Below are 26,499 nucleotides of genomic sequence, written 5' to 3' on the forward strand. Positions count from 1 at the left end.
GGCAGATGACGCCGCAGGCAATGCAAAGACAAGAGCCGATGGCGCCGGGATCGGTTGCCCTCGCCGGGATTTGCCGGTATGACCGCGCCATCCTCCCCCCAGCCAACCGGGACGTTTGCCATGACGGACATTGCCGCCACCGCCGAGGCGCAGGCCGCGCTGCTTTCGGCCGCCCTGCCTTACATGCAGCGCTACGAGAACAAGACCGTGGTGGTCAAATACGGCGGCCACGCTATGGGCAACGCCGACCTCGGCAAGGCCTTCGCCCGCGACATCGCGCTGCTCAAGCAGTCCGGCGTCAACCCGATCGTCGTCCACGGCGGCGGGCCGCAGATCGGCGCCATACTGGACAAGATGGGCATCGAATCGAAGTTCGAGGGCGGTCTGCGCGTCACCGACGCCAAGACCGTCGAGATCGTCGAGATGGTTCTGGCCGGCTCCATCAACAAGGAGATCGTCGCCCTCATCAATGCCGAGGGCGAATGGGCAATCGGCCTGTGCGGCAAGGACGGCAACATGGTGTTCGCCGAGAAGGCCCAGAAGCGCGTCCGGGACCCCGACAGCAACATCGAGCGCGTGCTCGACCTCGGCTTTGTCGGCGAACCGGTGGAGGTGGACCGCACCTTGCTCGACCTGCTCGCCCGCTCGGAGATGATCCCCGTGCTGGCGCCGGTGGCACCCGGCCGCGACGGCCACACCTACAACATCAACGCCGACACCTTCGCCGGGGCCATCGCCGGCGCGCTCGGCGCGAAGCGCTTGCTGTTTTTGACGGACGTGCCGGGCGTGCTCGACAAGGACAAGAAGCTGATCGACGAACTCACGGTGGCTCAGGCGCGCGCGCTGATCGCCGACGGCACGATCTCTGGCGGCATGATCCCCAAGGTTGAGACCTGCATCGAGGCCATCGACCGCGGGGTCGAAGGCGTCGTCATCCTGAACGGCAAGACGCCGCACGCCGTGCTGCTGGAACTTTTCACCGAGCATGGCGCCGGCACGCTGATCGTGCCGTGAGGCACGATCAGCGTGCCTGTCGTTTTCCGGCGTAACGGTTATCGCTTTCATTTCTATTCCAACGAAGGCGATCCGCGTGAGCCACAGCACGTCCATGTGCTGAAGGATGGCATTGACGCGAAGTTTTGGCTGTGGCCGGACGTTGTGGTAGCCTATAATGACGGGTATAGCGCACGGGTCCTGCGTGAACTGACCGGCATCATAGAACAACACCGCGACGAGATCGCGGTAGCTTGGGATGAGCATTTTGGTTAAGGCGAAAGCCGTCGGCTTCGACGAGGACAGCATGTGGGTCGACCTGTCGGACGGCCGCCGCCTTGGTGTGCCGCTCGCGTGGTTCCCGCGACTGCTCCATGCCAGTCCCGAACAGCGCGCGGATGTCGAAATCAGCACGCGCGGCCTGCATTGGGAGGAACTCGACGAGGATATCTCGGTTGAAGGCCTTCTGGCTGGGCGCGGCGACCAAACCCGCCCGAAGGCGAAAGCCGCCGCCGAATAATCAGCCCCGCAAATGGCCCAGCGGCACATGGCCGGGGCCTTTGATATTCTGCAGGACGAGTTGGGTGTGCACGTCGCGCACACCCTTTAAGCGCATCAGCCGGTGCATGACGAAGGTATTCAACTCGTCCACCGAAGGCACCATGACGTGCAGCAGGAAATCGTGGTCGCCGGTCATCGTCCAGCAGGCCGAGACCTCGTCCATGCGCTGCACCGCGTTGATGAAGATTTCCGGCGACTCGTCGCTGTGGCTGGTGAGCCGGACCTGGACGAACACCTCCACCGCAAGCCCCAGCGCGCGGCGGCTGAGTTGGGCCGAAAAACCCTTTATGACGCCGCTCCGCTGCAAGGCCTCGAAACGCCGCGCGCACGGTGTCGTGGAGAGGCCGATTTCCTGTGCCAGTTCCGATATCGGCTTGCGGCCGTCATGCTGCAGCGTGTCGAGCATCTTGATTTCGAAGGCATCGAATTGAGGCAATTCAACCTCCAGAAAAGTCATTCCTGGTTGATTCTAGCTCGATTGCCTCCTTCGCGCCAGAACTGAGGCAGGTTTGCCTCGCCTCCGCGCGCTATCCTTCTTCGACGATCAGAACGACCCGCGAGGAGGAAGCCATGTCGATCAGCGTCGCCGAATATGCCCGTGAATGCGCCGCGCAGGGGTTGCGCGGCAACTACGCCGTCTGCCGTTCCGATTTCACGGTGGCGCAAGGATACGACTACAGCGCCGAAGAGCAGGACGTGTGGCGCACGCTGTGCGATCGCCAGACCAGGCTGACGCGCCGGCTGGCGCATAAGTCCTACCTGGACGGCATCGATGCGCTCGGCCTGCTCGACCGCATTCCCGATTTCGGCGAGGTGAGCGACAAGTTGCGGAAACTGACGGGTTGGGAGATCGTCGCCGTGCCGGGCCTGATCCCGGCCGCGCCCTTCTTCGATCATCTCGCCAACCGCCGTTTTCCCGTCACCAACTGGCTGCGGACGAAGGAAGAGCTCGACTACATCGTCGAGCCGGACATGTTCCACGATTTCTTCGGCCATGTGCCGATCCTGACTCAGCCGGTCTTCGCCGATTTCATGCAGATGTATGGCGACAAGGCTGGCGATGCGATCGCGCTGGGAGGCGACGAGATGATCACCCGGCTCTACTGGTATACAGCCGAATACGGGCTGATGCAGGAACCGGGCCAGCCGCTGAAGGCCTTCGGCGCCGGGCTGATGTCTTCCTTTACCGAGCTTCAGTTCGCCGTCGAAGGCGCGGATGCCCATCATGTGCCCTTCGACCTGGAGACGGTGATGCGCACCAGCTACGAGATCGACAAGTTCCAGCGCGCTTACTTCGTGCTGCCGTCCTTCGATGCCCTGAAGGACGCCTTCGGCAAGGCCGACCTTACGGCCATCGTCGGACGCTGGAAGGAAAAGCCGGCGCTCGACCCCGCCACGGTGTGAGGTTCCGGCCGGTCGCCGCTATGCCCTGAGGGCACGTCCCTTGGGATGCAGCCGCGCAAGCTGTTCGCGCTGGAGATCGGCGGCCGAAGTCAGGAACTCCAGCACCGTGCCGAGCTCGACGTCGCTGAAGGCTTGCAGGCGCCGCCGGCCCTCGCGGGCGAGATCGCCATAGTAGCGCTCGCACAGCCGTTGCGTGTCTTCCGTCGCCTCGACGATCACCTTGCGCCGGTCGTCGGGATCGCGCTTGCGTCTCACCAGGCCGCGCGCCTCGAGCCGGTCTGTCAGCGCGGTGACGGCTGCTGGTGTAAGGCCCGACACCGTTGCCAGCGTGCCGGCCGTCTGCGGCCCGTTGTAGAGCATGCTGACGCAACGCCGTTCGCCCAGGCTGAGGCCGCTCATCTCGCCAACGGCATCGTCATAGGCCTGCGTCTCGTCCTGCCAGCGCATGATGGCATGTTCGATGGCGTCCAGCAGACCGTCGCGCACTTCGCCGGATAGTCTTACTTCCATGGCGGAAATATCAATTTTTCGAATGTTTCGACAATCTGACTATAAGCCCTGGAGGGGCAAGACGCAACGTTGCCTCGATAGCCGGCGGGAGGGTTCAAGCCGCCTTCGGCACGGCCTCGACGATCACCAGATTCCGGCCGCTGTGCTTTGCCTCGTAGAGCCGGCGGTCGGCGCTGCGCATCAGGTCCGGTATCTTCGCTCCCTGGGGACAAAGCGCGCCGCCGATGCTGACGGTGAGCGGGATGGCCTGCTCGCCGTCCGGTTGGAAGCGGATGGCTTCGACTTCGCGGCGGATGCGCTCCGCGATCTGGCTGGCTTCCCGTTCGTCCGTCCCGGGAAGGAAAGCGCAGAATTCCTCGCCGCCGATGCGGCCGAGCACGTCGCCCGCTCGCACGCCGCGCTTGATCGCCGCGGCAATCAGCAGCAACGCCTCGTCACCGGTGAGGTGGCCGAAATTGTCGTTGATCGACTTGAAATGATCGGCGTCGATGATCAGCAGCGCGCCACGGTCCGCTTTGCGGCGCGACCGTTCAAGCATGGCAAAGAAGCTTTCCCGGTTGAGCATGCCTGTCATGTCGTCGCGCCGGGCCTTTTCGGCCAGCCGTCGATGCGCCGCCGCGAGCTGGGCGTGCGCGCGGGCGAGGTCGCGATGGGCTGCCTTGAGGCGCGCGCTCTGGCTGAACATGAGTGCACTCACCGGCCAGGCCGTGATGAGCGGGCAGACGATGCACAGCCACAGGGCCACGCCGTCGAGCCGGCCGCCGAGGGACGACAGGACAAATCCGCAGATCGACACCGAGATGGCGATGGCGGCGATGGTTACGGCAGTGGCGCGCAGTGCAGTCCGAATCATCCGCAGGTCCTCCTTGCCGCCCCTTCGCATCGGGGGCCTGAAGACCGGCTTTCAGCGATGGATAAAATTTGAACGACCGTGCCAATTTTGCCCAAGTCCGCTCGCAAAGGTTGTGGATAATGCCCGCTGTCCCGAAGGCCGTTTCGTGCCATAAGCAGTCCATGACCGAGTTTCCTGATCCCGCCCGCTTCTCCCACGTCACCGACTGGGTGTTCGACCTCGACAACACCCTCTATCCGCATCACTCGAACCTGTTTTCGCAGATCGACGTGAAGATGACGGCCTATGTCTCGGAACTGCTGTCGTTGTCGCGCGAGGACGCGCGCAGGCTGCAGAAGGAACTCTATCTTGAGTACGGCACCACGCTGAGCGGGTTGATGGCGCGCCACGGCATCGATCCCGACGATTTCCTGCAAAAGGTGCATGACATCGACTATTCCTGGCTGGTGCCCGATCCTACCCTCGGCGCCGCCATCCGCCAGCTGCCGGGGCGCAAGTTCATCTTCACCAACGGCGACCGTGGCCACGCAGAGCGCGCCGCAAGGCAGCTCGGCATCCTCGATCATTTCGACGCCATCTTCGACATCGTCGCCGCCGGCCTGACGCCGAAGCCGGCGCGCCAAACCTACGAGAAGTTCGCGGCGCTCCATGCGGTCACCGGCCACAACACCGTGATGTTCGAGGATCTCGCCCGCAATCTCGCCGTGCCCAAAGCGCTGGGCATGACGACGGTCCTGATCGTGCCGCGCAATTTCGAGCCGACCTTTTCCGAAATATGGGAACGCGATCCGGACAACGACGACGACGTCGATTTCGTCACCGACGATCTGTCCGGCTTCCTCACCGCAATCGTGGGCGCGCCCGTTTGAGGCGTTTCACCTCGGTCGAGGCGGCCATCGATGCGGCTGCCCATCGGGTGCTCGACCGGCTGCCGGCGAATGGCATCTCGGGGGCCGTCGTCGAATTCCTCGTCTTCGGCCTGAAACAGGGCTGGGCCTGCCTGTTCGGCGGCGCGATGCTCGCCCTCATCCTCGCCACGCGCTTCCTGTGGCCGGACCATGCGGCGCTGGCCCGCTACGACTTTCTCTTCCTGGCGGCATTGGGAATCCAGCTCGCCATGCTGCTTTTCCGCCTCGAGACCACGGCGGAAGCCAAGGTGATCCTGGTCTTCCACATCGTCGGAACCGTCATGGAATTGTTCAAGACGTCTGCGGGGTCGTGGATCTATCCGGAGGACAGTTTCTTCCGCATCGGCGGCGTGCCGCTGTTTTCCGGCTTCATGTATGCCGCCGTTGGCTCCTATCTCGCCCGTATCGGCCGCATCTTCGACATGCGTTATTCGAACTACCCACCGCTGTGGACGACGGTCGTACTGTGTGCGGCGATCTATGGAAACTTCTTCGCCCACCATTTCATCGTCGACCTGCGCTATGGCCTGTTCGCGGCAACGGTGCTGCTCTACTGGCGCACGGTCGTTCATTACCGCGTCTTCCGCTTCCGGCATCGGATGCCGCTGCTGGTCGGCTTCCTCCTGGTGGCGCTGTTCATCTGGTTTGCCGAGAACATCGGCACATGGTCGCACGCCTGGCTCTATCCGGGCCAGGCGGACGGCTGGACGCTGGTTTCGATAGCCAAGCTTGGCTCCTGGTTCCTGCTGATGATCATTTCCTTCGTGCTGGTCAGCCTCGTGCACCGGCCGCGCCCGCTCGAAGCGGAAGAGCAGGACGGTTCTACAGTTTGTAGAAGCGCTTGATGATCTCCCACGCCTCGTCAGCCGTCTCGGCGTAGTCGATAATGTCCTGGTCGCCGGGGGTGATGGTGCCCTGCTCGGCGAGGAAGTCGAGGTTGAGCGCCTTTTCCCAGAAGGAACGGCCGAACAAAATGACCGGCACGCGTTCCATACGTCCGGTCTGGATCAGCGTCAGCGTCTCGAAGAACTCGTCCATCGTGCCGAAGCCGCCGGGGAAGACGGCGACGGCCTTGGCGCGCATGACGAAGTGCATCTTGCGGATGGCGAAGTAGTGGAAGTTGAAGCACAGCTCCGGCGTCACGTAGGCGTTCGGCGCCTGCTCGTGCGGCAGGACGATGTTGAGGCCTATGGAAGGCGCGCCGACGTCGTCGGCGCCGCGGTTGCCGGCCTCCATCACGCCCGGTCCGCCGCCGGTCACCACGACGAACTCGCGATAGTAGGACGTGGCGGAATGCTGCGAGCACAGCCGCGCGAACTTGCGCGCCTCGTCGTAATATTTGCTGTTGGCCTCGAGGTTCTTCTTCTGCGTCTCGTTCTTGGCCGCCCAGGCGGCACCGCCCGGTTCGGGCAGGCGCGCGCCGCCGAACAGGATGACTGTCGAGCGGATGCCGCGCTCGGCGAGAATCATCTCGGGCTTCAGCAGTTCGAGCTGGAGGCGCACCGGACGCAGCTCGCGCCGCGTCATGAAGTCTTCGTCGTTCCAGGCCAGACGGTAGGTGGCGGCGCGCGTCTGCGGCGTGTCCGGCACGCTCTTGACCCGCTCCAGATCCTCGCCGGAGTGCGGCAGAGGCGTCCAGCCCGTCGGTTCCATAGGATCCATGTCGCTTATCCCCAAATCTGCTCTGACGGCGCCGTCCCGTGACGCCGTCGCGATTGACCCCCATACTGCCTTCAAATAGGGTCCGCCCGCCTTTCAGACAGGTTAAGAACCGCCCCTTAACAGCTTGGTAACGGAGAGATCATGTCGAAGCCAGACCTGGCCAGCCTCGAAACGACCCTCGACAAGGCCTTCGAGGAGCGCGATGGCGTCTCGACCGCCACGCGCGGCGAGGTGCGCGATGCTATTGAAACGGCACTCGACCTGCTCGACAAAGGCGTCGCGCGCGTTGCCGAACGGCAGGCCGACGGCAAGTGGCACGTCAACCAGTGGCTGAAGAAGGCCGTGCTTCTGTCCTTCCGGCTGAACCCGATGGAGGTCATCGCCGGCGGCCCCGGCAACGCCGTTTGGTGGGACAAGGTAGCCTCGAAGTTCGAGGGCTGGGGAGCGATGGACTTCGAGAAGGCCGGCTTTCGGGCCGTCCCCTCGGCGGTGGTGCGCCGCACGGCCTATGTGGCGCCGGGCGTGGTGCTGATGCCGTCCTTCGTCAATGTCGGCGCCTATGTCGATTCGGGAACGATGGTGGACACCTGGGCCTCGGTCGGCTCCTGCGCCCAGATCGGCAAGAACGTGCACCTCTCGGGCGGCGTCGGCATCGGCGGCGTGCTGGAGCCGATGCAGGCCGGCCCCACCATCATCGAGGACAACTGCTTCATCGGCGCGCGTTCGGAGGTGGTGGAAGGCTGCATCGTGCGCGAGGGCTCGGTGCTCGGCATGGGCGTCTTCATTGGCCAGTCGACCAAGATCGTCGACCGCGCCACCGGCGAGGTCTTCTACGGCGAGGTGCCGGCCAATTCCGTCGTCGTGGCGGGTTCGCTGCCCGGCAAGCCGCTGCCCAACGGTGAACCCGGCCCGAGCCTCTATTGCGCCGTCATTGTCAAGCGGGTCGACGCGAAAACCCGCTCCAAGACCTCGATCAACGAATTGCTGCGGGATTGACCCTCGAAGCCGGCGCAAGCAAGCTGCCGCCGCTTCGAATTGTGAGAGGGAACAATGCAGCTAAGCGATTTTTTCAGTTTCGAGAGACTCATAACGCCGAGCGTCATCAAGATCGTCTACTGGCTGGGTATCGCCGTCCTGCTTGTGTTCGGCGTCGCCAGCTTCTTCATGGGCCTGCTCTCCGGGTCGCTCGGCGCCGGTCTCTTGTCGCTCGTCGGATCGGTGCTGGGCCTGCTCTTGTGGCGGGTGATGTGCGAACTCTATATCGTGATCTTCGGGATGTTCGACCGTCTCGGCCAGATTCGGGACGGTCTTTCGCAACAGCAGCGGGGATACGCGCAGCCGCCTCTGTGACGGCAGCGTTTCTCAAGCGGAAAATGGCCAGCCTTGTCTGATCGAATCCAACTCTCCTGGCTTTTCTTCAGGACCTCGGGCCGCGTCAGTCGCGCGGCCTATTTTCTTGGCGGCCTGCTGGTCGCCATCGCGCAGGCTTTCCCGCTCTATCGCTTCACGCTGGTGCCGGAGGGCACGGCCGAAAGCGAGACATGGGCGCTGCTGTTCATGGTGGCCTTCCTCGGCTCGCTATGGTCGAACGTGGCGCTGGCTATCAAGCGCCTGCACGATCTCGGCAAGCCCGGCATGATGGCGTTCGTCCTGTTCGTGCCGGTGGTTTCCATCGTCGCGTTCCTCGTGCTGTGCCTGTTTCCGGGCGATCCGGGACCGAATCGCTACGGCTCCCGCACCAACGCGCCGGCCTGAGCGTCAGTCGAAAGCGTCCGGAGCAAGTCGCGGCACGCCGGACCCGGCCCGCTCGGCGGCGCGGACAAGCGCGATGGTGCGTTCGATGGTCGGCGCCGCCGTGCCGGCCCGTTTTGCCAGCCTGAGCACGGCTCCTTGCAAGGCATCGACCTCGGTTGGCCGGCCGCGTTGGAGATCGTCCCACATCGAAGACCGGGCTTTCCCGTCGATCGCCAGCATGCGCCGGGCGAGCAGCGCGAACAGCCAGTCGGGCAGGCGCAGGATGGACGGCAAAAGGGCAGGGGGCGCACCGCCTGCCGCTGCCACCGGCCGGATGCCGGACGCTTTCATGGCCGTCAGCGCCTCGTCCATCTGGCGGGCCAGCACGAGTCGCCAGCGCCGGTCGGCCAGTTCGGCCGCGAGCGGCAGGTCCGACAGCGCCACGAGAGCGTTGTTGAGGTTGAAGAGCAGCTTGCCCCACAAAACGTCCTCGATATCGGCGTGAGCCGCGCTCACGCAGCCTTCGACCGACAGCAGTTCAGCCAGTCCCGGCACGCCGGCGCCGACCAGCACCGTTCCCTCGCTGGCCCGGTGCATGTGGAGCGGGCGTTCGCCCTCGCTGGATTGCGCCACGTTGAACGGCACCATTCCGGCAAGGACCGGACGGGGAGCGGTCAGGCTCCTGATGCGGTCTGCATTGTCGACGCCGTTCTGCAGGCTGACGACGATGGCGTCGGGCCGCGCATGCGCAGCGACCAGCTTGCCCATCTCTTCCGTCGCCCCGCGCTTGACGGTGACCAGCACGACATCGGCCCCGGCCAGCACAGCCGGGTCCGCGCTCGCATCGACGGCATCGGGCGCCAGCAGGCGGTCGTGGCCGTCGAGGTCGGAGATGCGCAGCCCGTTCTCGCGCAATGCCTGCTCGATTCGCGGCCGGGCCAGGAACGTTACCTTTCGTCCGGCACGGGCGAGACAGCCGCCGACATAACAGCCTATTCCGCCTGCGCCGGCGACGACGATATGGGCGTCCGTGCTGATCTTCCGTGTCTCCATGGCCGGCGACGATACACAATCGCGGCCGGACTGTCGGCAGGGTCGCGCTGGCCCAACAGCCCATCGTGACAGGTCGCGCGCTTTGTTCTAACCCTTCGCCCATGACGCTGCCCGTTGATCCCGCCGAGAACCTCGCCGCCCTCATCCGCTGTCCGTCGGTGACGCCCGCCGAAGGCGGTGCGCTGGCGGTGCTTCAGACGATGCTGGTGCCGCTGGGCTTCGCCGTCGAGCGGCCGGTCTTTTCTGAAGGAGGCACGCCGGACATCGAAAACCTCTATGCCCGTCGCTCCGGCAACGGCCCACACCTGATGTTCGCCGGCCATACCGACGTCGTGCCCGTTGGCGACGAGGCGGCCTGGGCACATCCGCCCTTTGCCGCAGAGGTCGCCAAAGGGGAAATGTACGGCCGCGGCGCCGTCGACATGAAGGGCGGCATCGCCTGCTTCGTCGCCGCCGTCGCCCGCCATGTCGAGAAGAATGGCGCGCTGAAAGGGTCCGTCTCGCTGCTGATCACTGGCGACGAGGAAGGACCGGCGATCAACGGCACCGTCAAGCTGCTCGAATGGGCCGCCGGGCGCGGCGAGACGTGGGACGCGGCGCTCGTCGGCGAGCCGACCAATCCGGACAAACTCGGCGACATGATCAAGATCGGCCGCCGCGGTTCACTGTCCGGCGTCGTCACCGTCAACGGCAGGCAGGGCCACGCCGCCTATCCGCATCTGGCCGACAATCCGGTGCGCGGACTGATGGCGCTGGTCGACGCCCTGCTCGCCCCGGCCTTCGACGAGGGGACGAGGGATTTCCAGCCGACCAATCTGGAGGTGACCTCCGTCGACGTCGGCAACCCGGCCACCAACGTCATCCCGGCGAAAGCGACCGCCACTTTCAACATCCGCTTCAACGACACCTGGACGGCGGAGAGCCTGCAGGCGGAAATCCACAACCGCCTCGACGCAGCCTCGCGGCGCAAGACTTACCGCAAGGGCCGCAAGGAGCCGGTGGACTACGACCTTGTCTGGAAGGACGGGCCGAGCCATGTCTTCCTCACTCGGGACGACAGGCTGATTGACGCGCTTTCAGGTTCGGTGCATGCGGTAACGGGCTCGATGCCCGCGCTTTCCACGTCCGGCGGCACGTCCGATGCGCGCTTCATCAAGGACTATTGCCCGGTGGTCGAGTTCGGGCTGGTGGGCAAGACCATGCACATGGTGGACGAGCGCGTCGCCCTTGCCGATCTTGAGACGCTGACGCAGATATACCAGCGTTTCCTCGAGGACTGGTTCGGGTAGCGGCGCCATGCTGTCGGGGCAGGACATATCGGCCTCCCTTTCGGGGGCGTGGCGGCTGATGCGGGGCAAGGCCGACGGCCTGCGCCTGCTCGATCTTTCCGCCGACGGCTTCTGGAATTCCTTCTTCGCCATTGTCGTCGCCCTTCCGGCCATGGCTGTCGGCTGGGTCGGGGTCGCCGGCGAGATCGGCGATCCGGATGCGGTGGTCTCGCGCCTTTCTATAGTTCTGCGGCTGGCGGTGGTGGACCTCGGAACCTGGGTGCTGCCGCTGTGCGGGCTAGCCTTCGTCGGCCGGCGCGTCGGCATCGGTGACCGCTTCGTGCACTATGTCGTGGCCAGCAACTGGGCCTCGGCCATCGTCGCCTGGATCATGCTGCCGGCTGCGCTGGTCAGGCTGGTCGCGCCGGCGAGCGACCAGTTCGCCGTCCTGCTGTCGCTCGCCCTGTTCCTGCTGACCATGGTCTTCACCTGGCGCATGACCAACGCCGCCGTCGGCAAGGGCGCGGCGATCGCCACGGCCGTGTTCGTCGGCATGTTCGTCGGCTCGCTGGCCGTCCTGTTCGCCCTGCAGGCACTGCTCGGCATCACCGTCGCGGAGTGAACGGCGCCAGTCCTGAGGGGGTTAGTCCGCCAGCTTCCACTGCTCGCGCGAATCCGCGCGCGGGTAGACGCCGACGATGCGCACCTCTCGCGTGAAGAAGCGCAGTTCCTCCAGCGCGTTCTTCACCCCCGGATCGTCCGGGTGGCCTTCGATGTCGGCATAGAACTGGGTCGCGGTGAAGGCGCCGAGCTGGTAGCTCTCCAGCTTGGTCATGTTGACGCCGTTGGTGGCGAAGCCGCCCATCGCCTTGTAGAGCGCCGCCGGCACGTTGCGCACGCGGAAGAGGAAGGTCGTCATCATCCGGGCGTCCGGCGTCGGCCGCTCGACCCACTGTTTGGACTTGGTCAGCACGACGAAGCGGGTGGTGTTGCTTTCGATGTCCTCGACGTTCTCCTCGATGACGTCCAGCCCGTAGAGCTTGGCGGCGAGCGCCGGCGACAGCGCCGCCATGGAACGCTGCTTTTCCTCCGAAACCAGCTTCGCCGCACCTGCCGTATCGCCGGCGATGACCGGCTTCCAGCCGTTCCTGCGAATGTATTTGCGGCATTGGCCGAGCGCGTGGATGTGGCTGTGCACGGTCTTGATCTCGTCGCGCTTCACGCCCGGCAGCACCATGAGCTGAAAGTGGATCGGCATGAAATATTCGCCGACGATGTGCAGCTTCGATTCGGGCAGGAGATGATGGATGTCGGCGACGCGGCCGGCGATGGTGTTCTCGATCGGTATCATTGCCAGATCGGCCTTGCCCGTCTCGACCGCGTTGAAGGCCTCCTCGAAGGTGGGGCAGGGCAGGGGTTCCATGCCGGGATACATGTCACGGCAGGCGCTGTCGGAGTTGGCTCCCGGCTCGCCCTGGAAGGAAATCCTGTTGGTCTTTTCCGGCATCGTCTCGTCTCAGTTTGAAAGAATCTGGCGGGCCCGCTCGAGGTCCTGCGGCGTGTCCACGCCCAGCGGCACCGAACGCACGATCTCGGCGTCGATGCGCATGCCGGCCTCCAGCGCGCGCAACTGCTCCAGCCGCTCGCGCGTCTCCAGCGGCGACTGCTTGAGGGAGACGAATCGCTCCAGCGCGGCGCGGCGATAGGCGTAGAGGCCGATGTGATGATAGAGCGGCCCGTCACCCCACGGCGCGGTGGCGCGGGTGAAGTAGAGCGCCTTCAGCCGGGTGGGCGAAAGCGGCGAACCGACGATCTTGACCACGTTCGGGTTGGTTTTCTCGTCTTCGTCGATGATCTCGACGCCGAGCGTGGCGATGTCTACGGCCGCCTCCTCGAACGGCTTCAGCGCCGCCTTGATGACGGCAGGCTCGACGGTCGGCAGGTCGCCCTGCACATTGACGATCGTCTCCACTTGGCCGGCCGGATCGAGCGTCGTCAGCGCCTCGAAGATGCGGTCGGAACCCGACTGGTGGTCGGCGCGCGTCAGCACGGACTCGAAGCCGTGCGCGCGCACAGCCTCGGCGACCGCCTCCGTGTCGGTGGCCACCACGACGCGCCCGAGATCGCTTTCTGCGGCGCGGCGCGCCACATGCACGATCATCGGGGCGCCGGCTATATCGGCGAGCGGCTTGCCCGGCAGGCGCGTCGAGGCCATGCGGGCAGGGATGAGAAGAAGTGTGGACATGGTTGGCTAGGGCGTCGAAGAAGAGCGTGGAAAGTGTCAAAAAGTCTCACTGGCTGCGCTCTTATAGGTGTTGCAACGCCCAAGCAAAAGACCTAGTTTCCGCCCGATTTGGCCGCCTTGCGCGCGGCCGCGATACCGACGGACGGATGGACGGATTCGGTCCCGCCGGACAAGGGAGATGGGGTGCATGGACTCTTTCGAGATCAACAAGGTGATCGGCGGCCTGCTGGGAACCGTTTTCGTGGTTTTCTCGGTCGGGCTCGTATCCGACGCCCTGTTCGCCTCGCCTTCTCCCGAGAAGCCCGGTTTTGCCATCGAGGCCACTGAAGAGCCTGCCGGCGGCGCTGCTGGTGGCGAGGCCGCTGGCCCGAAGCCGGTCGCCGAATTGCTGCCGGCGGCCAGCGCCGACAAGGGCGCCGCTATCTTCAAGAAGTGCGAGGCCTGCCATTCCGGCGAGAAGGGCGGCCCGAACAAGGTCGGCCCCGACCTGTGGGATATCGTCGACCGCCCGGTTGCCGAGCATGAAGGGTTTTCCTATTCGGCCGGCATGAAGGAATTCTCCAAGGGCGGTTCGGAAAAGTGGACCTACGACAATCTCTATCATTTCCTTTTGTCGCCGAAGGCTTTCGTGAAGGGCACGGCGATGGGCTTCGCCGGCCTCAAGAAGGACGAGGACCGCGCCGACCTGCTCGCCTATCTGCGCACGCTGTCGGATAGCCCGAAGCCGCTGCCGGAGGCTGCTGCGGCACCGGCCGAGACGAAGCCGGCCGAGGCAAAGCCTGCTGCTCCGGCAGAGGGCGAGAAGCCCGCCGAACCGGCGCCGGCGCCCGCGCAATAACGCATTTGTCAGAGCTGAATTCTTGAAAAAGCCGGGTTCGTCCCGGCTTTTCTGTTAGAAAACGCGCATAAGGCGCCGCAAAACGCCCTGATGCGGTTTCCACATGCGCCGGATGGACTAGATTGTTCGCAATCGGCCACGGGACGAGGAGCAGGATGAAGGCGATACCGAAGACGTTTCCCGCGCTGGCGGGCCTCGCCGTCGTTTTCCTGCTCGGCGTTGCGGCCGCCGCTTCCGCCGACGAATGGCGCACCTCGGGCTGGCTGATCCGCGAATCCAAGTACGGTGACAACTTCCAGCGTTACGACTACGTGAACCCCGATGCGCCGAAGGGCGGCACGCTGAATTCCACCGTGGTCGGCACTTTCGACAGCTTTAACCCCTATGTCGTCCAGGGCTCCCCGGCCGCCGGTTTTTCCCAGTTCGGCGGCGGACTGCTCTACGATACGCTGATGGAGCAGGCGATCGACGAGGGCAGCGTCTACCACCCGCTGGTGGCGGAGGCCTACAAGTTCCCCGCCGATTATTCCTCCGTCACCTACCGGTTGAATCCCGCCGCCCGGTGGCACGACGGCCAGCCGATCACGGTGGACGACGTGGTCTGGTCCTTCAACGTGCTGAAGGCCAACAGCCCGATGTACAACCGCTATTTCGAGAACGTCACCGAGGCGGTGGCGGTTTCCGACCGCGAGGTCGAATTCCGCTTCAACCAGAAAGGCAACCGCGAACTGCCGAATATCCTCGGCGACCTCGTCGTACTGCCGAAGCACTGGTGGGAGGGCACCGACGCCAGCGGCAAGAAGCGCGATATCACCAAGCCGACGCTGGAAATACCGCTCGGCTCCGCCGCTTACAAGATCAAGAGCTTCAAGCCGGGCTCCGAGATCATCTGGGAGCGCGTGCCGGACTACTGGGGGGGCAAGCTGCCGGTCAAAGTCGGCCGCGAGAATTTCGATACCCGCCGCTACACCTATTTCCTCGACGAGAGCGCCGAATGGCTGGCCTTCATCAAGGGCGGCTGGCAGGACATCAATCCGGAAAACAGCGGCCGCGGCTGGATGACCAAATACGATTTCCCGGCGATCAAGGCCGGCGACGTCATCAAGAAGGAATTCAAGGCGGAGTCGCGCGCCAACATGCAGGGCTTCGCCATGAACACCCGCCGGCCCCTGTTCCAGGACCGGCGTGTGCGCCAGGCGCTGTCCTATCTCTACGACTTCGACACCATCAACCGCACGCAGTCCTTCGGCCTGAACACCCGCATCACAAGCTACTTCATGGGCAGCGACCTCGCTTCCAGCGGCTTGCCGCAGGGCGAGGAACTGGAGCTTCTAAACCAGTACAAGGACAAGCTGCCGCCGGTACTGTTCACGCAGGAATGGAGCCTGCCCGCCTTCGACAAGCCGCAGGCCGAACGCAGGATCCTCAAGCAGTCCGTCGACCTGCTGGCTTCGGCCGGCTGGGTGATCAAGGGCGGCAAGATGGTGAATGCCAAGACAGGCGCGCCGTTCCGCTTCGAAATCCTCGACTTCCGGCAGGGTGCGGAAGCGACGATGATGCCCTACGTCACCATGCTTAGGAAGATCGGCATCGACGCCACGCTGCGCTTCGTCGACCAGTCGCAATACGTCAATCGCCTCAACGACTTCGATTTCGACATGACCACGGTGGTGCTGCCGCAGTCGGATTCGCCCGGCAACGAACAGCGCGACTTCTGGTCCTCGAAGGCGGCCGATTCGCCCGGTTCGCGCAATTACGAAGGAATCAAGGACCCAGTCGTCGATGCGCTCGTCGACAAGGTAATCTTCGCCAAAGACCGCGACGACCTGACGGCGGCGACGCGTGCGCTGGACCGCGTTCTGTTGTGGAATTTCTATGTCGTGCCGCAATTCACCCGGCCGGACGTCTGGCTGGCCTACTGGAACAAGTTCGGCATCCCCGACAGGCAGCCGACCTATATCGGCCCGGACATCGAATCGTGGTGGATCGATCCTGAGAAGGAGAAGGCGCTGGCGGCCAAGTACAAGAGCGTTGATTGATGGGCGGCGAGGTGCGTCTTTCCAGGCGGGAGCTGATGGCGCTGGGCGGGGCGGCCGCTGCGGCAGCACTCGTGCCCGGCCGCGCTTTCGCCAATACCCCGACGGAAACGAAACTGCACGGGCTTTCGGCCTTCGGCGAGCTGAAATACCCGACCGACTTCAGCCATTTCGGCTACGTCAACGCGGATGCGCCGAAGGGCGGAACCATCAATTTCGCGCCGCCGAATTCCACCTTCAACCAGAGCTTCCTCACCTTCAACACCTTGAACTCGCTGGTGTTGAAGGGCGATTCGCCGCCGCGTACCGAATATTGCTTCGATTCGCTGATGGTGAGCGCGCTGGACGAGCCGGACGCGGTCTACGGGCTGCTGGCCGAGTCCGTGACGCTTTCGGCCGACCGCAACACCTACACTTTTGCCCTGCGGCCCGAGGCGCGCTGGCACGACGGGTCGCAGCTGACGGCTGCCGACATCGTCTTCGCGTTGAAACTCTACAAGGAAAAGGGCCATCCCAACCTGTCGCAGGCACTGCGCTGGATGACCGATGCCGTGGCCGTCGATGCCGCGACGGTGCGCCTGACCTTCAGCGGTGAGCAATCGAGCCAGAACATCCTTGCCGTCGCCCAGATGCCGATCGTCTCGAAGGCCTACTACACCGCCAACGACTTCGAGGCGGCGACGATGGCGCCGCCGCTGGGTTCGGGACCATACAAGATAGGCCGGGTGTCGGCCGGGCAGTTCGTCGAATACGATCGCGTCGCCGACTATTGGGGACGCGATCTGCCGGTGAATCGCGGCCTTTACAATTTCGATCGCATCCGCATCGATTTCTACCAGAACCGCCAGGCGGCCTTCGAGGCCTTCAAGAAGGGCGACACGCATTTCCGCGAGGAGTTCACGGCGCGCGTCTGGGCGACCGGCTACGACTTTCCGGCGCTTACGCAGGGCAGGGTCGTCAAGCGGGAGTTTCCCGGCGAGAAATGGCCCGACATGCAGGCGGTGGCGCTCAACCAGCGCCGGCCGCAGTTCAAGGACGTGCGGGTGCGCCGCGCCATCGGCCTGTGTTTCGATTTCGAATGGACGCAGCGCACGCTGTTCTACGGCTCCTACGACCGCGCGCAGTCCAATTTCGAGAAATCCGACTACAAGGCCGAAGGCCTGCCTTCGCCGCAGGAACTGGCACTGCTGGAGCCGTTCCGCGCCGAACTGCCGGCCGAGGTTTTCGGCGAGCCGCCTTTGCAGCCGGTGTCGGACGGCTCCGGGCGCGACCGCAAGATACTCGGCCAGGCGGTGAAACTGCTTACCGAGGCCGGCTGGAAACGCTCGGGCGAGTTCGTCGTCGACGATAAGGGCGAGCGGCTGAAGGTCGAGATATTGGCCGAGGACGACGGGCTGGTGCGCCTGTTCACGCCGTGGATGGAGAAGATGCGCACGATCGGCATCGACGCCACCATCCGCCAGGTGGACCAGGCGCAGTATGAACAGCGGCAGAACGACTACGATTTCGATTTCATCCTGCTGCACTGGTCGATCGGCGCCACACCGACGGAGGATTCGCTGGAAGTCCTCTATCATTCGCGCTCGGCCACGATGCCCGGCATGCGCAATTATCCGGGCACCCAAAGTCCCGCCGTCGATGCGCTTGTCGCCGCGGCCGGGCGGGCGCAAAGCCGCGCGGAATTGACCGCGGCGCTGAAGGCGCTCGACCGGGTCTTGCGCGCGCGCCTCGACTGGATTCCAACATACTACCTGGCGAATCACCGCGTCGCCTATTGGGACATGTTCGACTTCGTCGAGCCGAAGCCCGACTACGGCTTCCCGGCGGAGATACTGTGGTGGTTTGACAAGGAGAGGGCGGCGAAGATTGGCAAGGCCTGAGAAGCGGATCGGCCCGAGGGGCACGGTCATTGGAGGCCGGACATGAGGGGCGAGGCCTGATGGGCGCCTATATCCTGCGTCGCCTCCTGCTGATGATCCCGACCCTGCTCGGCATCATGGCGGTGTCCTTCGTCATCGTCCAGTTCGCGCCGGGCGGCCCTGTCGAGCGCGTCATCGCCCAATTGACCAACCAGGGCGGCGATTCCGGTGATCGTCTGGGCGGCGGTGGTGGTGGCGACGTCACCGCCGGCGGCGGCTTCGAGGCAAGCGGCGGTGCCGATTCGCGATATCGCGGGGCGCAGGGGCTCGATCCCGAATTCATCGCCAAGCTGGAGAAGCAGTTCGGCTTCGACAAGCCACCGCTCGAGCGCTTCGGCCTGATGATCTGGAACTATGCCCGCTTCGATTTCGGCCAGAGCTATTTCCGCGACGTTTCCGTGGTCGACCTGATCCTGGAGAAAATGCCGGTATCGATCTCGCTCGGCCTGTGGATCACGCTGATTTCCTATCTGATCTCGATCCCGCTCGGCATCCGCAAGGCGGTGAAGGACGGCTCGTCCTTCGATACCTGGACCAGCGCCATCGTCATCGTCGGCTACGCCATTCCCGGCTTCCTGTTCGCCATCCTGTTGATGATCCTGTTCGCCGGCGGCTCGTTCTGGGACCTGTTCCCGTTGCGCGGCCTGACCTCGGACAACTGGAGCCAGCTCTCCTGGCCGGCCCGCGTCCTCGACTATTTCTGGCACCTCACCTTGCCGCTTACCGCGATGGTGCTGTCGGCCTTCGCCACCACGACGCTGCTGACGAAAAACTCCTTCCTCGACGAGATCCGCAAGCAGTACGTGGTCACCGCGCGCGCCAAGGGCCTGTCCGAGCACCGGGTGCTCTACGGTCACGTCTTCCGTAACGCCATGCTGATCGTCATCGCCGGTTTCCCCGGCGCCTTCATCTCGGCCTTCTTCACCGGCTCGCTCTTGATCGAGAACATCTTCTCGCTGGATGGGCTCGGCCTGCTCGGCTTCAAGTCGATCGTCGATCGCGACTATCCCGTCGTCTTCGCCAACCTCTATATCTTCTCCCTCATCGGCCTGTTCATCAGCCTGGTGTCGGACCTCACCTACACCTGGATCGACCCGCGCATCGACTTCGAGCGGAGGGACGTCTGATGTCGGATGTCCAGTTGAAGGCAGCCGTGGAAACGCAGCGCGAGGAAGTCGGCGCCCGCCCGGTGAAACGGCCGTGGCTGTCGCCGCTCAACAAGCGCCGCTGGGCCAATTTCAAGGCCAACCGGCGCGGCTACTGGTCGCTGTGGATTTTCCTCGCGCTGTTCGTGCTGACGCTGTTTTCCGAGTTCATCGCCAACGACAAGCCGATCATCGTCTCCTACAAGGGCGAGATCCTGTTCCCGGTGCTGGTGGCCTACCCGGAAGAGAAATTCGGCGGCTTCTATGCCGTCACCGATTATCGCGACCCGGTGATCCGCGACGAGATCGAGGCCAATGGCTGGATGATCTGGCCGCCGATCCGCTATTCCTATCGCACCGTCAACAACGCCGTGCCGGAGGCCGCACCATCCAGGCCGTCGTGGCAATATGACGTCAAGACCCGCTGCGCCCAGTACCCCGAGGGCGAGAACGATCCCGACTGCATCGTCGGCAACTGGAACTGGCTGGGCACCGACGACCAGGCACGCGACGTGCTGGCGCGCGTCATCTACGGCTTTCGCGTCTCGGTTCTGTTCGGCCTGATCCTCACGCTGGGCTCGGCCGTCATCGGCGTCTCGGCCGGCGCCATACAGGGCTATTTCGGCGGCTGGGTGGACCTTCTGTTCCAGCGCTTCATCGAAATATGGTCGGCCATCCCTGTCCTCTACCTGCTCTTGATCGTCGCTGCGGTGCTGCCGCCCGGTTTCTTCATCCTGCTGGGGTTGATGCTGCTGTTTTCCTGGGTCGCCTTCGTCGGCGTGGTGCGGGCGGAGTTCCTGCGCGCCCGCAACTTCGAATACGTCAACGCGGCGCGTGCGCTGGGCGTCCCCAACCGCACGATCATCTTCCGCCACCTTCTGCCCAACGCCATGGTGGCGACGCTGACCTTCCTGCCCTTCATCCTCAACGGCTCGATCTCGACGCTGACTTCGCTGGACTTCCTCGGCTTCGGCCTGCCGCCGGGCTCGGCCTCGCTCGGTGAACTCCTGAAGCAGGGCCAGCGCAACCTCAACGCGCCATGGCTCGGCATCGCCGGCTTCGTCACGCTGTCGATCATGCTGTCGCTGCTGATCTTCATCGGCGAAGCGACCCGCGACGCCTTCGACCCGAGGAAGACGTTCAAGTGAGCGCCTCGCCCCTCCTCTCTATCCGCGATCTGTCCGTCGCCTTCACGCAGGGCGGCGCGGAAAGCCTCGCCGTCGACCATGTCTCGTTCGACATCGCCAAAGGCGAGACGCTGGCTCTGGTCGGCGAGTCCGGTTCGGGCAAGTCCGTCTCGGCGCTGTCGGTGCTGAAGCTTCTGCCCTATCCGTCGGCCAGCCACCCGTCGGGCGAAATCCGCTTCGACGGCAAGGACCTGATGGCGCTTGGCGAGAAGGACCTGCGGCGGGTGCGCGGTAACAAGATCACCATGATCTTCCAGGAGCCGATGACCTCGCTGAACCCGCTGCACACGATCGAACAGCAGATCGTCGAGGTGCTGTCCCTGCATCAGGGCATGCGCGATGAGCAGGCGCGGGCGCGAACGCTGGAACTGCTCAACGAGGTCGGCATCCGCGAACCGGAAAAGCGGCTCGGCGCCTATCCGCACCAGTTGTCCGGCGGCCAGCGCCAGCGCGTCATGATCGCCATGGCGCTCGCCAACGAGCCTGAACTTCTGATCGCCGACGAGCCGACGACGGCACTCGACGTCACGGTGCAGGCACAGATCCTCGAACTGCTTGCCAGGCTCAAGCAGAAGAACGGCATGTCGATGCTGTTCATCACACACGACCTCGGCATCGTGCGCAAAATCGCCGACCGTGTCTGTGTCATGACCAAGGGCAAGATCGTCGAGACCGGACCAACGAAGGAAATCTTCGACAATCCCAAGCATGAATACACCCGCCACCTGCTCGCCGCCGAGCCGAAGGGAAAGCCGCCGGCGCCCGATCCCGCCGCCCGGCCGGTGATGATCGGCGAACAGGTCAAGGTCTGGTTCCCAATCAAGCAGGGCTTCTTCCGCAAGGTCGTGGACCATGTGAAGGCGGTGGACGGCATCGACGTGACCGTTCGCGCCGGCCAGACGCTGGGCGTCGTCGGCGAATCCGGCTCCGGCAAGACGACGCTGGGGCTGGCGCTCGCCCGCATGATCTCGTCGAAGGGAGAAATCCGCTTCGACGGCCGTGACATCGACAAACTGTCCTTCAACGCCATGCGCCCGCTGCGGCGCGAATTGCAGATCGTCTTCCAGGACCCCTACGGCTCGCTCAGCCCGCGCATGTCGGTGGCCGAGATCATCGAGGAGGGGCTGCGCATCCACGAGCCGAAGCTCGGCGCCGATGCCCGCGACGGCCGCGTGGTCGACGCGCTGAACGAGGTCGGACTCGATCCGGCCACCCGCTTCCGCTACCCGCATGAATTCTCCGGCGGCCAGCGCCAGCGTATCGCCATCGCGCGTGCCATGGTGCTCAATCCAAAATTCGTGATGCTGGACGAGCCGACATCGGCGCTCGACATGAGCGTGCAGGCGCAGGTGGTCGACCTGCTGCGCGGGCTCCAGGCCAGGCACGACCTCGCTTATCTCTTCATCAGCCACGACCTGAAGGTGGTGCGTGCGCTCGCCAACGACGTCATCGTCATGCGAAACGGCCGCATCGTCGAGGCTGGACCAGCCGATCAGATTTTTGGAAATCCGCAAACCGACTATACTCGGGCCCTGATATCGGCCGCATTCCGCATCGAGACGGCACCGAGCGGCGCGGTGAGCGAGTAGGTGATTGAGGGAATACGAAATGCCCGTCATGGACAAAGGCCGCGTTCTTCTGGCGCTGACCGGTTTCCACCCGCAGCGCTGGCATGAGCTCCTGTCGACGGAGCGTGAGGTGGTGCTGGAGCCGGATGGGCCCGCCGATCCCTCCATCGCCTATGCGGTGGTGTGGAAACACCGGCCGAACCTTCTGACGTCGCTGCCCAACCTGCGTGTGATCTTTTCCATCGGCGCCGGCGTCGATCATGTCTTCGCCGATCCCGGCCTGCCCGACGTCCCGATCGTCAAGATCGTCGCCGACAACCTGACCCAGCACATGACCGAATATGTTGTGTGGCGGGTGCTCGACCATCATCGCCAGGCTATGCTCTACCGCAGCCAGCAGGCCAAGAAGATCTGGCATGAGGCGCCGCAACGCCCGGCGGGAGACATTTCCGTCGGCATCATGGGGATGGGCACGCTCGGCCGCGCGGCCGCGTCGATCCTCAAGTCGCTCGGATTTTGCGTCAACGGCTGGTCGCGACGCGAACAGGCCGTCGAAGGCGTATCCACCTTCGCCGGCGACGCCGGGCTGATTCCCTTTCTCAACGCGACCGATATCCTCGTGGTGCTTTTGCCGCTGACGCCGGCCACCAGGGGCATTGTCGATTACGACCTGCTCAAGCAGTTGCGGCGGCGCAACGGGCTGGGCGGCGCGGTGCTCATCAATGCCGGCCGCGGCCGGTTGCAGAAGGATGCCGATATCGTGCGCGCGCTCGAGGACGGCACGCTGAAGGAAGCGAGCCTCGACGTGTTCGAGGTCGAGCCGCTGCCGAAGACCAGCCCGCTCTGGGCTCATCCCAAGGTGTTCGTCACGCCGCATGCCGCGGCCACTTCGGACCCCAACCATCTGGTGCCGATCATCCTTCGGCAGATGGACGCGTTCGAACGCGGCGAGCCCTTGCGGGACCTTGTGGATCGCGAGGCCGGTTACTGAGCCTCGGAAGCCCGGCTCACGCCTTGGGTGATGCCGGGATGCACTTGCGCCGCACCATCGAGCGGTTCATGGCGTCGATCTCGCCGCGCGCCTGCTCGACCGCCTGTTGCGCCTTCGAGCGCGTGTCGGGCACCACCGGCCCGAGCCCCAGCGGCGTCGCGCTGACGACCGGCTTGGCGTTCTCATCGAGGTAGTAGCGGCTCATCAGCGATTGACGCTTGGCCAGAAGGGTGTTGCAGGGCGTGCTGTCATAGGGCAGCGACGACATGATGTTGCGTTCCTGGTGTCCCACCAACGAATCGGAACCGCAACTCGCCAGAAACAGGCACAGCGGCAGAACTATCAGACTCGCACGCATCTTGGCCTCCGTTTCCGCGACCGGGGTCGCTTATCCTGCGCTATTGACCGTGACCGGGCGATCGTCGTCAAGAGCGCATCCTGCCGGGCATTGCCTCGACGGTTTCCGCTGTGGCGGCGGGGAATGAAGCGGGACGGCTCCGGTTCCTGCGGATTCCAGTCGACAAGCGCAGCACGGGTCGTTACGGCGTGGGCGGCTTTTTGGAGAACGAAGGCGAATGGCTGAAGGAATCGTGATCGCGCCGTCGGTGCTGTCGGCGGATTTTTCCAGGCTGGGCGAGGAGGTCGAGGCGGTGGCTGCCGCCGGCGCCGACTGGATCCACCTCGACGTCATGGACGGGCATTTCGTGCCTAACATCACCTTCGGTCCGCCCGTCATCAAGGCGATCCGCAATCGCACGGACAGGTTCTTCGACTGCCACCTGATGATTGCGCCCGCCGATCCCTATCTCGCCGCCTTCGCCGATGCCGGCTGCGACGGCATGACGGTGCATGCCGAGGCCGGCCCGCATCTCGACCGCTCGCTCCAGACGATCCGCAACCTCGGCAAGAAGGCCGGCGTCTCGCTCAATCCGGGAACGCCCGAGAGCGCCGTCGAATACGTGCTCGACCGGCTCGACATGATCCTCATCATGACCGTCAATCCGGGCTTCGGCGGCCAGGCCTTCATTCCCGCGATGATCGACAAGGTGAAGCGCGTCAAGGCGATGATCGGCGACAGGCCGATCCGCATCCAGATCGACGGCGGCGTGTCGCCTGAGACGGCGCCGCTCCTCAGCAGTGCCGGCGCCGACACCTTCGTCGCCGGCTCCGCCGTCTTCAAGGGCGGCACCGCCGCAGCCTATCGCGCCAACATGGATGCCATCCGCGCCGCCGCCGAGGCGGCCAGATAGGCAGCCTCAGTCGAAGAAGATCCAGCTCGACAGGATGAAGGTCGGGATCAGCACCACGCCCGACCACGCCATGTAGCCGAAGAAGCTCGGCATGTTCACACCACGCTGGCGGGCAATGGCGTAGACCATGAAGTTGGGCGCGTTGCCGATATAGGTATTGGCGCCCATGAAGACGGCGCCCGCCGAGATCGCCGCCAGCGTCGTCGCCATGTCCGTCATCAGGTGCTGCGCGTCGCCGCCGGCGAGTTCGAAGAACACCAGATAGGTCGGCGCGTTGTCGAGGAAGGACGACAGCACGCCCGTCAGCCAGAAATAGGCGAGGTCGTTCGGCCCGCCCGAAGCGGTCGTCACCATCGCCACCAGCGGCTTCAGTGCCCCCTCGTCGCCGGCCTGAAGGATCGCCACCACCGGCACGATGCACACGAAGATTGCCGCGAACAGCTTCGCCACCTCGGCGATCGGTCCCCAGTTGAAGCCGTTCGCCTCGCGGTATTCCTTGCGCGAGACGGCGAGCGAAGCGAGCGCCAGCAGCAGGATCAGGCCGTCGCGCACCAGGTTCTGCAACTCCAGCGCGACGCCGTAGATCGAAACGCTGACGCCTGGCTTCCAGTAGGCCGAAAGCAGGATGGCGGCGATGACGCCGGCCAGAAGCGGCAGGTTCGGCAGGCCGCGCACGCGCACCTTGGAGTCCGGCGTCGGGTCCTTCACCTTCGGCAGGCCGCCCTCGCGGCGATGCAGGATGATATCCAGAACGAGGAACGCCGCCAGCACTACGCCGCCGACGAAAAGCGTGTCGGGCAGGATATGGATGGTGGTCCAGAAGAAATCGACGCCGCGCAGGAAGCCGACGAACAGCGGCGGATCGCCGAGCGGCGTCAGCGAGCCGCCGATGTTGGAAACGAGGAAGATGAAGAACACCACGACATGGGCGTTGAAGGGCCGATTGTCGTTGGCGCGGATGATCGGCCGGATCATGATCATCGAGGCGCCGGTGGTGCCGACCACCGAGGCCATCAGCGCGCCGATCAGCAAAAGCCCGACATTGGTGAGCGGCGTACCATGGATGTTGCCCGCCACCAGGATGCCGCCGGCAATGGTGAACAGCGCGAACAGAAGGATGATGAAGGGCATGTATTCGGTGAGCAGCGCATGCAGCACCGCTTCGGTCGCCAGATGCGGGCCGAAGGCGAAAGCCAGCGGCACCACCACCAGCGCGGCCCAGACGGCGGCGATCTTGCCGTAATGGTGTTCCCACGTGTGGTGGAAGAGTAGCGGGCCTGTTGCGATGGACAACAGCAGCCCGGCGAAGGGCAGTGCCCACCAAAGCGACATGGTGGCGCCCGGCAAGCCCTCGGCGGCAAATACCGGACCGGCGGTCAACACGGCAATCAACGTCGCCAGGATTTTTACTGGATACACTCTGTCCCCCTTAATCGATCGTCGTGCGTCCTTCGAGGCTCGCTTCGCTCGCACCTCAGGATGAGGACCGGTTGTGCCAGCCTCTCTTGGGCGGAGAGCACGACCTCCCTCATCCTGAGGTGCGAGCGAAGCGAGCCTCGAAGGACGCACAATCGGCACCATCAAACCAGCCGCACCCCGGTCTCGCGCATGCGCTTGAGCATTGTCTCCACCGAACCGTTCAGGTCGATGCCGCGGCAGGCGTCCAGCCGCACGGTTGCATCGAACCCCTGGTCGACTGCATCGAGCGCCGAATAGGCGACGCAGAAATCGGTCGCCAGCCCGGCGAAGGTGACGGCGCCGATGCCGCGCTCGCGCAGATACCCGGCAAGTCCGGTCGGCGTCCTGTGGTCGTTCTCGAAGAAGGCCGAATAGCTGTCGATGGCCGGCCGGAAACCTTTGCGGATGACAAGCTCCGCCTTCGTCCAGGCGAGGCCGGAATGGAAATCCGAGCCGGCGCTGCCCTGGATGCAGTGATCTGGCCACAGCGTCTGCGGCCCGTAGGGCATGTCGATCGTCTCGAAAGCCTGCTTGCCTGGATGGCTGGACGCGAAGCTCGAATGGCCGGCCGGATGCCAGTCCTGCGTCATCACCACGTGGTCGGCATGGCGGATCAGGTCGTTGACCAGCGGCACGATCTCGTCGCCGCCAGCGACAGCCAACGCGCCGCCGGGGCAGAAGTCGTTCTGCAGGTCGATGACGATCAGCGCTTCCCCGGCCAAGCCAGCCTCCTGTCCTGTGTGGATGCCGGTCGAGCCGCCGGCGGCGGTCGAAACTTGACCAGATGGCGCGCCGCGTCAACCCGCCGAATCCGGAACGTGCTCGCGCGGGTTGTCTTTGACAATGGCGGGGGGCTTGATATCATTCGTATACAAATGAATTGCCGGCCACGTACCGGCAGCTCCTTGCGAGGGAA

General features: G+C 64.5%; 29 protein-coding genes. 19 read left to right on the top strand and 10 right to left on the bottom strand.

Annotated elements, in window-relative coordinates:
- Positions 1–120: 120 nt before the first annotated feature.
- From argB to FGU64_RS20225, 3 genes are read left to right on the top strand one after another with little or no spacing between them, the layout of a single operon-like run.
- On the top strand, positions 121–1,014 hold the full coding sequence (gene argB / locus FGU64_RS20215) for an acetylglutamate kinase (RefSeq protein WP_139954775.1): 894 nt from the start codon (positions 121–123) through the stop codon (positions 1,012–1,014).
- Positions 1,015–1,026: 12 nt separating this feature from the next.
- Positions 1,027–1,269 (top strand): DUF4160 domain-containing protein, encoded by a 243-nt coding sequence (locus FGU64_RS20220; protein ID WP_136358367.1) that lies wholly within the window; start codon positions 1,027–1,029, stop codon positions 1,267–1,269.
- Positions 1,259–1,513 (top strand): DUF2442 domain-containing protein, encoded by a 255-nt coding sequence (locus tag FGU64_RS20225; protein WP_168734544.1) that lies wholly within the window; start codon positions 1,259–1,261, stop codon positions 1,511–1,513. The genes FGU64_RS20220 and FGU64_RS20225 overlap by 11 nt, the downstream gene beginning before the upstream one ends.
- On the opposite strand, the gene FGU64_RS20230 is transcribed toward FGU64_RS20225, so the two are convergent.
- Positions 1,514–1,990 carry an Lrp/AsnC family transcriptional regulator gene (locus FGU64_RS20230; RefSeq protein WP_139955475.1) on the bottom strand — a complete coding sequence of 159 codons (477 nt, stop codon included), beginning with the start codon at positions 1,988–1,990 and terminating at the stop codon, positions 1,514–1,516.
- 134 nt (positions 1,991–2,124) lie between these two features.
- Here FGU64_RS20230 and phhA point away from each other — a divergent pair, with 134 nt between their 5' ends.
- Positions 2,125–2,958 (top strand): phenylalanine 4-monooxygenase, encoded by an 834-nt coding sequence (gene phhA, locus FGU64_RS20235; RefSeq protein ID WP_139954776.1) that lies wholly within the window; start codon positions 2,125–2,127, stop codon positions 2,956–2,958.
- 18 nt (positions 2,959–2,976) lie between these two features.
- Here the strand turns inward: phhA and FGU64_RS20240 are convergent, their stop codons facing one another.
- The gene (locus tag FGU64_RS20240; protein ID WP_136358360.1) at positions 2,977–3,468 is read right to left on the bottom strand and encodes a MarR family transcriptional regulator; all 492 of its coding nucleotides are present in this window, start codon (positions 3,466–3,468) and stop codon (positions 2,977–2,979) included.
- A gap of 94 nt (positions 3,469–3,562) precedes the next feature.
- Entirely contained in the window at positions 3,563–4,321 is a 759-nt protein-coding gene (locus FGU64_RS20245) for a GGDEF domain-containing protein (protein ID WP_139954777.1), read from the bottom strand.
- Between the two features lie 161 nt (positions 4,322–4,482).
- On the opposite strand from FGU64_RS20245, the gene FGU64_RS20250 reads away from it, so the two are divergent.
- Together FGU64_RS20250 and FGU64_RS20255 are read left to right on the top strand one after the other, a co-directional pair.
- A complete protein-coding gene (locus FGU64_RS20250; RefSeq protein ID WP_139954778.1) occupies positions 4,483–5,190 on the top strand; it encodes a pyrimidine 5'-nucleotidase in 708 nt (235 codons plus the stop codon).
- Positions 5,187–6,074, top strand: a complete 888-nt coding sequence (locus FGU64_RS20255; RefSeq protein WP_246671164.1) for a DUF817 domain-containing protein — start codon at positions 5,187–5,189, stop codon at positions 6,072–6,074. Before FGU64_RS20250 ends, FGU64_RS20255 begins: the two co-directional genes overlap by 4 nt.
- Here the strand turns inward: FGU64_RS20255 and FGU64_RS20260 are convergent.
- Positions 6,052–6,891 (bottom strand): LOG family protein, encoded by an 840-nt coding sequence (locus FGU64_RS20260; RefSeq protein ID WP_139954780.1) that lies wholly within the window; start codon positions 6,889–6,891, stop codon positions 6,052–6,054. The genes FGU64_RS20255 and FGU64_RS20260 overlap by 23 nt on opposite strands.
- Before the next feature lie 141 nt (positions 6,892–7,032).
- Here FGU64_RS20260 and dapD point away from each other — a divergent pair, with 141 nt between their 5' ends.
- From dapD to FGU64_RS20275, 3 genes are read left to right on the top strand one after another with little or no spacing between them, the layout of a single operon-like run.
- Positions 7,033–7,887, top strand: a complete 855-nt coding sequence (gene dapD, locus FGU64_RS20265) for a 2,3,4,5-tetrahydropyridine-2,6-dicarboxylate N-succinyltransferase (RefSeq protein ID WP_139954781.1) — start codon at positions 7,033–7,035, stop codon at positions 7,885–7,887.
- Positions 7,888–7,941: 54 nt separating this feature from the next.
- Positions 7,942–8,241 carry a DUF4282 domain-containing protein gene (locus FGU64_RS20270; RefSeq protein ID WP_139954782.1) on the top strand — a complete coding sequence of 100 codons (300 nt, stop codon included), beginning with the start codon at positions 7,942–7,944 and terminating at the stop codon, positions 8,239–8,241.
- 33 nt (positions 8,242–8,274) lie between these two features.
- A complete protein-coding gene (locus FGU64_RS20275) occupies positions 8,275–8,646 on the top strand; it encodes a DUF805 domain-containing protein (protein WP_139954783.1) in 372 nt (123 codons plus the stop codon).
- Positions 8,647–8,649: 3 nt separating this feature from the next.
- Here FGU64_RS20275 and FGU64_RS20280 read toward each other — a convergent pair whose 3' ends face one another.
- The gene (locus FGU64_RS20280; RefSeq protein WP_139954784.1) at positions 8,650–9,678 is read right to left on the bottom strand and encodes a 2-dehydropantoate 2-reductase; all 1,029 of its coding nucleotides are present in this window, start codon (positions 9,676–9,678) and stop codon (positions 8,650–8,652) included.
- Positions 9,679–9,779: 101 nt separating this feature from the next.
- Between FGU64_RS20280 and dapE the strand changes: the two genes are divergently transcribed.
- Positions 9,780–10,967: a succinyl-diaminopimelate desuccinylase gene (dapE, locus tag FGU64_RS20285; RefSeq protein WP_139954785.1), complete on the top strand. Its 1,188-nt coding sequence runs from the start codon at positions 9,780–9,782 to the stop codon at positions 10,965–10,967.
- 7 nt (positions 10,968–10,974) lie between these two features.
- A complete protein-coding gene (locus FGU64_RS20290; protein WP_139954786.1) occupies positions 10,975–11,568 on the top strand; it encodes a transporter in 594 nt (197 codons plus the stop codon).
- A gap of 21 nt (positions 11,569–11,589) precedes the next feature.
- On the opposite strand, the gene FGU64_RS20295 is transcribed toward FGU64_RS20290, so the two are convergent.
- Both FGU64_RS20295 and FGU64_RS20300 read right to left on the bottom strand, forming a co-directional pair.
- A complete protein-coding gene (locus tag FGU64_RS20295; RefSeq protein ID WP_136358340.1) occupies positions 11,590–12,453 on the bottom strand; it encodes a prephenate dehydratase in 864 nt (287 codons plus the stop codon).
- A 9-nt stretch (positions 12,454–12,462) separates the two neighbouring features.
- Entirely contained in the window at positions 12,463–13,191 is a 729-nt protein-coding gene (locus tag FGU64_RS20300) for a 3-deoxy-manno-octulosonate cytidylyltransferase (RefSeq protein WP_139954787.1), read from the bottom strand.
- A 187-nt stretch (positions 13,192–13,378) separates the two neighbouring features.
- Between FGU64_RS20300 and FGU64_RS20305 the strand changes: the two genes are divergently transcribed.
- The 7 genes from FGU64_RS20305 (at position 13,379) to FGU64_RS20335 (ending at position 22,875) form a co-directional block, all read left to right on the top strand.
- Positions 13,379–14,029, top strand: coding sequence for a cytochrome c family protein (locus FGU64_RS20305; RefSeq protein WP_139954788.1), 651 nt, complete (start codon positions 13,379–13,381; stop codon positions 14,027–14,029).
- 155 nt (positions 14,030–14,184) lie between these two features.
- Entirely contained in the window at positions 14,185–16,068 is a 1,884-nt protein-coding gene (locus FGU64_RS20310) for an extracellular solute-binding protein (protein ID WP_139954789.1), read from the top strand.
- A complete protein-coding gene (locus FGU64_RS20315) occupies positions 16,068–17,945 on the top strand; it encodes an extracellular solute-binding protein (RefSeq protein ID WP_139954790.1) in 1,878 nt (625 codons plus the stop codon). The genes FGU64_RS20310 and FGU64_RS20315 overlap by 1 nt, the downstream gene beginning before the upstream one ends.
- Before the next feature lie 59 nt (positions 17,946–18,004).
- Positions 18,005–19,111, top strand: a complete 1,107-nt coding sequence (locus FGU64_RS20320) for a microcin C ABC transporter permease YejB (RefSeq protein ID WP_139954791.1) — start codon at positions 18,005–18,007, stop codon at positions 19,109–19,111.
- Positions 19,111–20,277 (top strand): ABC transporter permease, encoded by a 1,167-nt coding sequence (locus FGU64_RS20325; protein WP_139954792.1) that lies wholly within the window; start codon positions 19,111–19,113, stop codon positions 20,275–20,277. The genes FGU64_RS20320 and FGU64_RS20325 overlap by 1 nt, the downstream gene beginning before the upstream one ends.
- Positions 20,274–21,905 carry an ABC transporter ATP-binding protein gene (locus FGU64_RS20330; RefSeq protein ID WP_139954793.1) on the top strand — a complete coding sequence of 544 codons (1,632 nt, stop codon included), beginning with the start codon at positions 20,274–20,276 and terminating at the stop codon, positions 21,903–21,905. Before FGU64_RS20325 ends, FGU64_RS20330 begins: the two co-directional genes overlap by 4 nt.
- Positions 21,906–21,933: 28 nt before the next feature.
- Complete coding sequence (locus FGU64_RS20335; protein ID WP_139954794.1) at positions 21,934–22,875, top strand: glyoxylate/hydroxypyruvate reductase A; 942 nt, start codon at positions 21,934–21,936, stop codon at positions 22,873–22,875.
- A 16-nt stretch (positions 22,876–22,891) separates the two neighbouring features.
- On the opposite strand, the gene FGU64_RS20340 is transcribed toward FGU64_RS20335, so the two are convergent.
- The gene (locus FGU64_RS20340; RefSeq protein ID WP_139954795.1) at positions 22,892–23,233 is read right to left on the bottom strand and encodes a hypothetical protein; all 342 of its coding nucleotides are present in this window, start codon (positions 23,231–23,233) and stop codon (positions 22,892–22,894) included.
- Between the two features lie 217 nt (positions 23,234–23,450).
- Between FGU64_RS20340 and rpe the strand changes: the two genes are divergently transcribed.
- Positions 23,451–24,125, top strand: a complete 675-nt coding sequence (gene rpe, locus FGU64_RS20345) for a ribulose-phosphate 3-epimerase (protein ID WP_139954796.1) — start codon at positions 23,451–23,453, stop codon at positions 24,123–24,125.
- 6 nt (positions 24,126–24,131) lie between these two features.
- Here rpe and FGU64_RS20350 read toward each other — a convergent pair whose 3' ends face one another.
- Together FGU64_RS20350 and pncA are read right to left on the bottom strand one after the other, a co-directional pair.
- A complete protein-coding gene (locus FGU64_RS20350) occupies positions 24,132–25,544 on the bottom strand; it encodes a sodium:proton antiporter (RefSeq protein ID WP_246671165.1) in 1,413 nt (470 codons plus the stop codon).
- 161 nt (positions 25,545–25,705) lie between these two features.
- Positions 25,706–26,305 carry a bifunctional nicotinamidase/pyrazinamidase gene (gene pncA, locus FGU64_RS20355; RefSeq protein WP_139954797.1) on the bottom strand — a complete coding sequence of 200 codons (600 nt, stop codon included), beginning with the start codon at positions 26,303–26,305 and terminating at the stop codon, positions 25,706–25,708.
- Between the last annotated feature and the right edge of the window lie 194 nt (positions 26,306–26,499).

This window comes from Mesorhizobium sp. 8 (assembly GCF_006351905.1).
Classification (GTDB): Bacteria; Pseudomonadota; Alphaproteobacteria; order Rhizobiales; family Rhizobiaceae; genus Mesorhizobium; species Mesorhizobium composti.